The sequence below is a fragment of the Streptomyces pseudogriseolus genome (genome assembly GCA_002154585.1).
Lineage (GTDB): Bacteria > Actinomycetota > Actinomycetes > Streptomycetales > Streptomycetaceae > Streptomyces > Streptomyces pseudogriseolus.
In genome coordinates, this window is sequence record MUNG01000319.1 from 1 (window position 1) to 7,529 (window position 7,529).

General features: G+C 73.0%; 6 protein-coding genes. 1 reads left to right on the forward strand and 5 read right to left on the reverse strand.

Annotated elements, in window-relative coordinates; translation table 11 throughout:
• Positions 1-1,844, reverse strand: a 1,844-nt coding sequence (locus tag CCN29_RS25400; protein WP_107481734.1) for a S9 family peptidase, incomplete at its 3' end; no start/stop codon positions are given.
• Positions 1,845-2,047: 203 nt separating this feature from the next.
• Here CCN29_RS25400 and CCN29_RS25405 point away from each other — a divergent pair.
• Positions 2,048-2,872: an SURF1 family protein gene (locus tag CCN29_RS25405; protein WP_086684691.1), complete on the forward strand. Its 825-nt coding sequence runs from the start codon at positions 2,048-2,050 to the stop codon at positions 2,870-2,872.
• A 94-nt stretch (positions 2,873-2,966) separates the two neighbouring features.
• On the opposite strand, the gene CCN29_RS25410 is transcribed toward CCN29_RS25405, so the two are convergent.
• From CCN29_RS25410 to CCN29_RS25425, 4 genes are all read right to left on the reverse strand, one after another.
• Positions 2,967-4,547 (reverse strand): hypothetical protein, encoded by a 1,581-nt coding sequence (locus CCN29_RS25410; RefSeq protein WP_086684693.1) that lies wholly within the window; start codon positions 4,545-4,547, stop codon positions 2,967-2,969.
• Positions 4,544-5,119, reverse strand: coding sequence for a SigE family RNA polymerase sigma factor (locus tag CCN29_RS25415; protein WP_031024353.1), 576 nt, complete (start codon positions 5,117-5,119; stop codon positions 4,544-4,546). The genes CCN29_RS25410 and CCN29_RS25415 overlap by 4 nt, the downstream gene beginning before the upstream one ends.
• Positions 5,120-5,613: 494 nt before the next feature.
• Entirely contained in the window at positions 5,614-6,690 is a 1,077-nt protein-coding gene (locus tag CCN29_RS25420; protein WP_031024351.1) for an aspartate-semialdehyde dehydrogenase, read from the reverse strand.
• Positions 6,690-7,529 (reverse strand): aspartate kinase (locus tag CCN29_RS25425; protein WP_086684696.1); only part of this gene is annotated, 840 nt, incomplete at its 5' end. The genes CCN29_RS25420 and CCN29_RS25425, both read right to left, overlap by 1 nt.

Genomic DNA, 7,529 nt, shown 5'->3' on the forward strand with positions numbered 1-7,529 from the left:
CGGCTGGAGTCCCGCGCCGCGAAATCCAGCTCCAGGCGGATCTGCTTGATCCGTTCGTCGACCACCAGCGAGCCGTGGCCCGCGTCGTAGCGGTAGACCTCGTGGACCGCGGCGCGGGACTCCAGCCGCTTCACGTAGTTCTCGATCTGCTGGATCGGGCAGCGCGGGTCGTTCACCCCCGCCGAGATGTAGACCGGGGCCTTGACCTGGTCGACGTAGGTGATCGGGGACGACGCCTCGAAGCGCTCGGGGACCTCCTCGGGCGTGCCGCCCAGCAGGGTGCGGTCCATGGCCTTCAGCGCTTCCATCTCGTCGTGGTACGCCGTGACGTAGTCGGCGACCGGGACCGCCGCGATGCCCAGCGCCCAGTGGTCCGGCTGCGTGCCGAGGCCCAGCAGCGTCAGATAGCCGCCCCAGGAGCCGCCGGTGAGGATCAGCCGGCCGGGGTCGGACAGGCCGGAGGTGATGGCCCACTCACGGACCGCCGCGATGTCCTCCAGCTCGATCAGGCCCACCCGGTGCTTCAGGGCGTCCGTCCAGGCGCGGCCGTACCCGGTGGAGCCGCGGTAGTTGACGCGGACCACCGCGTAGCCGTGGTCGACCCAGGCGGCCGGGCCGGCCGCGAAGGAGTCGCTGTCGTGCCACGTGGGGCCGCCGTGGATGTCGAAGACGGTCGGCAGCGGGCCGGTCGCGCCGGCCGGCTTCTGCACGAGCGCGTGGATGCGGCCTCCCGGGCCCTCCACCCACACGTCCTCCACCGGCACCGACCCGGGCGACTTCATGCCGGGCGGGTCCAGGACCACGCCGCCGGACGTGGAGCGGACCGCCGGCGGCTGCGCGGCCGACGACCACAGGTACTCCACGCTGCCGTCGGGCCGGGCCGTCGCACCGGAGACCGCGCCGCGCGGCGTGGGGATCTTCTCCAGCCGGCGCCCGGCGAGGTCGTAGCGGAAGAGCTCGCCGCGCGCCTCGAAGCCGTGGGCGATGAGCAGGGCGCTGCCGTCCGGGTACCACTCGGCGCTCACGTCGCCGGGGAGGTCCAGCTCCAGGTCGGTCTCCTCGCCCGTCGCCACGTCCCACACCAGGGGCTCCCAGCGGCCGCGCCTCTGGTGGCCGATGAGCAGCCGGGTGTCGCCGGCCACGGGCGCGAAGCCCAGCACCTCCAGGCCCAGCTCCTCCGTGCCGCCGCGGGTGTCGTCCAGCTCGGCGACCGTCGAGCCGTCGGGGCGCATCACCCGCAGCGCGGAGTGCATCGCGTCCCCGTGCTCCGTGTGCTCCACGGCGATCAGCGAGCCGTCGTGCGAGAGGTCGCCGACGCCCGCCGACTCGCGGTGCCGGTACAGCTCCACCGGCGCCTCGCCCGTGCGCACCAGGTGGATCGTCGTACCGTCCTCGTCGGTGGAGCGGCCGACGACCGCCGTGCGGCCGTCACGGCCGAGCGCGAGGCCCGCCGGGTACGAGGGGTCCAGGCCCGGGGCGGCCAGCTCGTCCTCCCCGCCGGAGAACCGCTGCCGGCGCCAGACGCCGAACTCGTCGCCGTCCTTGTCGTCGAACCACCAGATCCACTCGCCGTCCGGCGAGAGCACCCCGTCCGTCGTGCCGTTCGCCCGGTCCGTCACCTGGCGCTGCTCACCGGTCGCCCGGTCCCAGGCGTACAGCTCGTACGTCCCTGTCGCGTTCGACACGAACAGGGAACGGTCGGGGGCGTCCTCCGCCCAGTCGGGGAGGGACACCCGGGGCGCGCGGAAGCGCTTCTCCCAGTCCGGCATCTCCCCGGTCTGCTGCACTCGCTCGGTCTGGTGGTCCGCCCGGTCCGGCGCGTCGGACCCGTTGCTCTCAGTCATGACCCCATACTGCCCGTCCGGACGGGCATCGCGCGTCCTCGGTCCCCAGCCTGTGGACAACTTCGTCCGGAACTTCCACCGGACCTCTCACACAATGTGACGAACGCACCGCGCGCCACCCGCCACCAGGCACTCGCGCCGGCCCGCCGCGCGGGCGACCCCCGCGGGACGGGAACCGTCCGCGGGCCCGTACCGTTGAGGGCGTGTACCGGTTTCTGCTGACCCCCCGCTGGTGGGCGATCAACGTCTTCCTGCTGCTCTCGATCCCGTTCTGCGTGTTCATGGGGTCCTGGCAGCTGGGCCGGTTCGAGGACCGCGTGGACAATCACCGCCAGGCCGAGGCGCAGGTCGCCGACGCCAAGAAGGAGCAGCCCCGGCCGCTGGACGGCCTGCTGCCCGTGACCAAGGCCACGTCCGGCAAGCAGGCCACCGCGACCGGCCGGTACGACACCCAGCTTCTCGTCCCCGGCCGCACGCTGGACGACAAGGACGGCTACTACGTCCTGACCCTGCTGCGCACCGACACCGGCCGCGCGCTGCCCGTCGTACGCGGCTGGCTGCCCGGCGAGCCCGACCCGGCGAAGGCGCCCGCCCCGCCCGCCGGCGAGGTCACCGTCACCGGAGCGCTCCAGGCGTCCGAGACCCCGGGCAGCAACGGCGTCAGCGCCCGCAGCGGCCTGCCGGAGGGCCAGACCGCCGCGATCAGCGCCGCGTCCCTCATCAACCTCGTCCCGTACGACGTCTACGACGCCTGGGTCACGCTGAACCGCGGCGACTCGGGCATGCGCGCGGTCCCCGCGTCCGCGCCCGGCGGCACCGGCCTCGACCTGAAGGCGTTCCAGAACCTCGGCTACACCGCCGAGTGGTTCGCCTTCGTCGGCTTCGTGATCTTCATGTGGTTCCGGCTGTTCCGCCGCGAGGTGGAGCTCGCACGCGACGCGGAGCTGGGCATCCTGCCGGACGAGGCAGAGGCGGAGGCGGAGGCAGAGGCCGCTTCGAACCGCGAGCCCAGCCGCGTGCACAACTGACCGGTCTTCCTTCGGTCCCCGGGTGGGTGGAAGCGCGTCATCCGTGTGCTTCCGCCCGCACATGGCATCCACGCGGCCGCCGTCTTCCCGGCGGTCAGACCTGGGCCAGCAGCCCTGTCCAGTAGACCGTCCCCGCGCAGGCGTTGGTGACCGTCGCGGTGGCCGAGCCGGAGCCCGTGGCCGCGGTGTAGGTCACCGCCACGCTGCCCTCGGTGCCGCCGTCCTCGCGCAGCAGTTGCGTCGTCGTGCCGGTGCCGGAGCCGGTTCCCGTGGACGCGCCGGTCGTGTTCGTCGGCTCCTCGGTCGGGGTCGGGTCCGCCGAGGGGCCGCCGGTGCCGCCGCCCGTGGTGTCGCCGGGGACCGGACAGGTCTCCGAGGGCACCCAGGCGAACCGCACCTCGTACGCGCCGCCCGGCTCCAGGACCACGGTCGCCGCCTCCAGCGACGGGTCGGGCAGGGCGGCCGCCGCGTCGCCCGCGACATGCCGAGCCGTGCCGATCTTCGCCGCGTCGGCCGTGCCCTGCGGGGTCACGCTCACGGTGCCCGCGTTGTCGACCACGCAGCTCGCGCCGGAGACGTTGGTGACCCGGAAGGAGCCGTAGACCGCGCCCGCCGTGTCCGGGGCGGCGCTGGTCGCGATGGCCGGGCCGAGCTGGGCAGCGGTACAGACGGGAGCGTCCGTCGTGGTGCCGGCCGAGGGTTCGCCGCCCTCGGAGGCGCCCGTGCTCGTGCCGCTGCTCGCACCGGCCTTGTCGCCCTCCTCGGCCGGGTCCTTCTTGTCGCCGCCGACCTGGTCGGAGGCGCCGCCGGCCGTGGTCTCGCCGTTACCGGGGTCCTTGCCCTCGCCGGTGCCGCCCTGGGCCTGCGACGCGTGGCCGACGGCGGAGGGGTTGGCGTCCGATCCGGAGGTGGTGGAGACGTGCACCGCCGCGGGGACGGCCGTGCCGAGGAAGAGCACGGCCGCCGCCGCGCCGACGAGTGCCTGGCGTTTGCGCGCGCGGCGGGCGGGGACCGCCCGGCGCAGGTAGTCCAGGGTGCCGTCGCTCGGCTCCACGTCCTGGACGGCCTGGTGCAGAAGGGTGCGCAGATGCAGCTCGTCCGAGTCGAGCCCTTCGAGGCTCTGTTCGTCCCGGCCGTCGTTCACAGTTCCGTTCCCAGCGTGCGTATGTGTCGGGTTCTGCCCGTGCGGTGTCACGAGCGCGCGCAGCCGCGCGAGCCCGTCCACTTCGGACACGCCCCCGTGGTCCGGATGCCGCAGGGGCTCCGGACGGTTCCCGGCGTCGGGCTCCGTCGCCGCCGCTTCCGGCTCCGGTTCCGTCGCCGGCTGAGGCTCCGTCGCCGGTTTCCGGTTCGCGTCGGGCTCCGGTACGAGCTTCAACCCAGCGCCCTTCGCCTTCGGCTCCGGCGCGGGGTCCACCCCGTCCTCGGCGGAGTGCTCCCCCGTGCCGGAGTCGGACTCGGAGTCGGGGCCATCCTCCCCCGCCGCGCGCGGCTCCCGTCCGGATCCGGCCGGTCGCCGGTCGTCGTCGGCGCCGTCCGCGGGCCGGCCGTCGCCGTCACCACCGACGCCCGGTCCCGCCGCGCCGTCCGCCGCGCCCCCGGAGGCCTCCCGCGAGCCCTCCGGCTCGCGCGGCTCCTCCGGGCGCGGGTTCCGCGCGTCCTGGGCGTCGCTCATGACGACGCCTCCATGGCCAGCCGCAGCGCGGCGATGCCGCGTGAGCCGTACGCCTTGACCGAGCCGAGCGAGATGCCGAGCGTCTCGGCGACCTGGGCCTCCGTCATGTCCGCGAAGTAGCGCAGCACCAGCACCTCGCGCTGGCGGCGCTGGAGGTTCTTCATCGCCTTGATGAGGGAGTCGCGTTCGAGCTGGTCGTACGCGCCTTCCTCCGCGCTCGCCATGTCGGGCATCGGCTTGGACAGCAGCTTCAGGCCGAGGATGCGGCGGCGCAGCGCGGAACGGGACAGGTTGACGACCGTCTGGCGCAGGTAGGCCAGGGTCTTCTCCGGGTCGCGGACGCGTTTGCGGGCGGAGTGGACGCGGATGAACGCCTCCTGGACGACGTCCTCGCAGGAGGCCGTGTCGTCGAGGAGGAGCGCCGCGAGTCCCAGCAGCGAGCGGTAGTGCGCGCGGTAGGTCTCGGTGAGGTGGTCGACGGTGGTGCCGGCGGCCACCGTGTCGTCGGCGCTGTCGCGCTGACCGGGGATGCGGGCGGGACGCGCTGCGGGCATGGGCGCGATCACCGGCATGCCACCGGACGCACCGGCCACGCGGGGCCGGAGCGTGCCGCGGGGCGGCCGGAGGGCCGTGCCGCGGGGCGCTGTGAAGTCGAGAACCTCTGCCACGCCAGTTGGACACGCTTCTCCCCGTAAGGGTTGTACGTGCCGGGCGTCACGTGTGCGCCGACCGGTACCGTCCACCGCCCACCCGCGTCAGGCAGCACCACCGACAGCACCTCGAATGCCCTCATGCGTCCCGCTCTTCCCCTGTGTTTCCTATGACCGGACGTCCCCACGCCCGGCTCCAGACGTCCCCACGTCTGGGAAGCAGCGTCCCCACGCCCCGGAGAGGGTGACCGCAAAGACGCTCCCCGCCCTCCGCTCGGTTGCGGCTGGCGGGGAGGTGAAACCTCGTCTGCAATCCTCGGCCCAGGAAGTTGCATGTTCAAGTGGTTCGGACCGACGGGTCCGCCTCACAACTCCCTCACAGATCCTACAAATGAATGCTCGATGATCCAGACCTTTTAGCCGCGCTCCGCCGCCACCAGCTCGGCGATCTGCGCGGTGTTCAGCGCGGCGCCCTTGCGCAGGTTGTCGCCGCACACGAACAGCTCCAGCGCCGTGGGGTCGTCCAGGGCGCGGCGCACCCGGCCCACCCAGGTGGGGTCGGTGCCGACGACGTCGGCGGGGGTCGGGAACTCCCCGGCGGCCGGGTTGTCGAAGAGGACGACGCCGGGGGCGGTCGCGAGGATCTCGCGCGCCTTGTCGACGGTGACCTCGCCCTCGAAGCGGGCGTGCACGGTGAGGGAGTGCACGGTGACCACGGGGACGCGCACGCAGGTGACCGCGACCGGGAGGGCGGGCAGGCCGAGGATCTTGCGGGACTCGTCCCGCACCTTCATCTCCTCCGACGACCAGCCGTCCTCGCGCAGCGAGCCGGCCCACGGCACGACGTTCAGCGCGACCGGCTCCGGGAACGGTCCGGTGTTGTCGCCCACGGCCCGCCGTACGTCGCCGGGGTTCGTCCCCAGCTCCGTGCCGGCCACCAGCGACAGCTGCTCGCGCAGTGTCCGCACGCCGGCCTGACCCGCGCCGCTGACCGCCTGGTACGACGAGACGACCAGCTCGCGCAGCCCGAACTCGGCGTGCAGCGCGCCCAGCGCGACGATCATCGACAGGGTGGTGCAGTTCGGGTTGGCGACGATGCCGCGCGGGCGGTTGCGTACGGCGTGCGGGTTGACCTCGGGAACGACCAGGGGGACGTCCGGGTCCATGCGGAAGGCGCCGGAGTTGTCGACGACGACCGCGCCGCGCGCGGCGGCGACGGGCGCCCACTCGGCGGAGACCTCGTCGGGCACGTCGAACATGGCGACGTCGACCCCGTCGAAGGCCTCCTCGGTGAGCGCCACCACCTCGGTCTCCTCGCCGCGCACGGCCAGCTTGCGGCCGGCCGAGCGCGGGGAGGCGATCAGTCGGATCTCGCCCCAGATGTCCGCGCGCTGGGACAGGATCTGGAGCATGACCGTGCCGACGGCCCCGGTCGCTCCCACGACCGCGAGCGTCGGCCGCCCGGAACGGCCGGGTCCGGCGGTACCGGTCATCAGCGGCCGGTGCCTCCGTAGACCACGGCCTCGTCGCTGTCGGAGTCGAGACCGAAGGCGGTGTGCACGGCGCGCACGGCCTCCGGCACGTCGTCCTTGCGGGTGACGACCGAGATGCGGATCTCGGAGGTCGAGATCAGCTCGATGTTCACACCGGCGTCGCTGAGCGCGGTGAAGAAGTCGGCGGTGACCCCGGGGTTGGTCTTCATACCGGCGCCGACCAGGGAGATCTTGCCGATCTGGTCGTCGTAGCGCAGGGAGTCGAAGCCGATGGCGCCCTTGTTCTTCTCCAGGGCGTCGATGGCCTTGCGGCCCTCGGCCTTCGGCAGGGTGAAGGAGATGTCGGTCAGGCCGGTGGACGCGGCGGAGACGTTCTGCACGACCATGTCGATGTTGATCTCGGCGTCCGCGATGGTGCGGAAGATCGACGCGGCCTCGCCGGGCTTGTCGGGCACGCCGACGACCGTGATCTTGGCCTCGGAGGTGTCGTGTGCGACACCGGAGATGAGAGCCTGCTCCACCTGCTTGTCCCCTTGCTCGATCGGGTCGCTGCTGACCCACGTGCCCTGCAGTCCGCTGAAGGACGAGCGGACGTGGATCGGGATGTCGTACCGGCGGGCGTACTCCACGCAGCGGTGGAGCAGCACCTTGGAGCCGGAGGCGGCCAGTTCGAGCATGTCCTCGAACGAGATCCAGTCGATCTTCCTGGCCTTCTTCACCACGCGCGGGTCGGCGGTGAACACGCCGTCGACGTCCGTGTAGATCTCGCACACCTCGGCGTCGAGCGCGGCGGCGAGGGCGACGGCGGTGGTGTCGGAGCCGCCGCGGCCGAGCGTGGT